This is a genomic window from Streptomyces doebereineriae (assembly GCF_031845645.1).
Lineage (GTDB): Bacteria > Actinomycetota > Actinomycetes > Streptomycetales > Streptomycetaceae > Streptomyces > Streptomyces canus.
This window is the reverse complement of the sequence record NZ_JAVREZ010000353.1, coordinates 1-441: the sequence shown is the minus strand read 5'-3', so window position 1 is coordinate 441 and position 441 is coordinate 1. Positions and strand designations below refer to the sequence as shown.

Below are 441 nucleotides of genomic sequence, written 5' to 3'. Positions count from 1 at the left end.
CGCCGAGAAGCTCGTCGAGTGGGGCCTGCTCGGCGATCTGTCCGTGGACAAGGTCCTGGAGCTGGGCCTCCAGCGCCGATGGACCCTGCACGGCACCGGGCACATGCTCGGCATGGACGTCCACGACTGCGCCGTCGCGCGCACCGAGACGTACGTCGACAGCACCCTGGAGCCGGGCGTCTGCCTGACCGTGGAGCCGGGTCTCTACTTCCAGGCCGACGATCTGACCGTGCCCGAGGAGTACCGGGGCATCGGCGTCCGGATCGAGGACGTCATCCTCGTTACCGAGGACGGCAACCGGAACCTGTCCGACAAGCTGCCCCGCCAGGCCGACGAGGTCGAGGCGTGGATGGCACAGCTGAAGGGCTGACCCGCTGCCGTAGGTATCGGCCTCTGCCGTACGCGTACGGCTTCGGAGGGCGCGTCGCTCACACCATGAGC

At 68.7% G+C, this 441-nt stretch carries 1 protein-coding gene; it reads left to right on the top strand.

The window, feature by feature from the left end:
- Window positions 1–370: M24 family metallopeptidase (locus RNB18_RS52260; RefSeq protein ID WP_311721086.1), on the top strand; the 370-nt coding region annotated here is incomplete at its 5' end.
- Window positions 371–441: the final 71 nt, after the last annotated feature.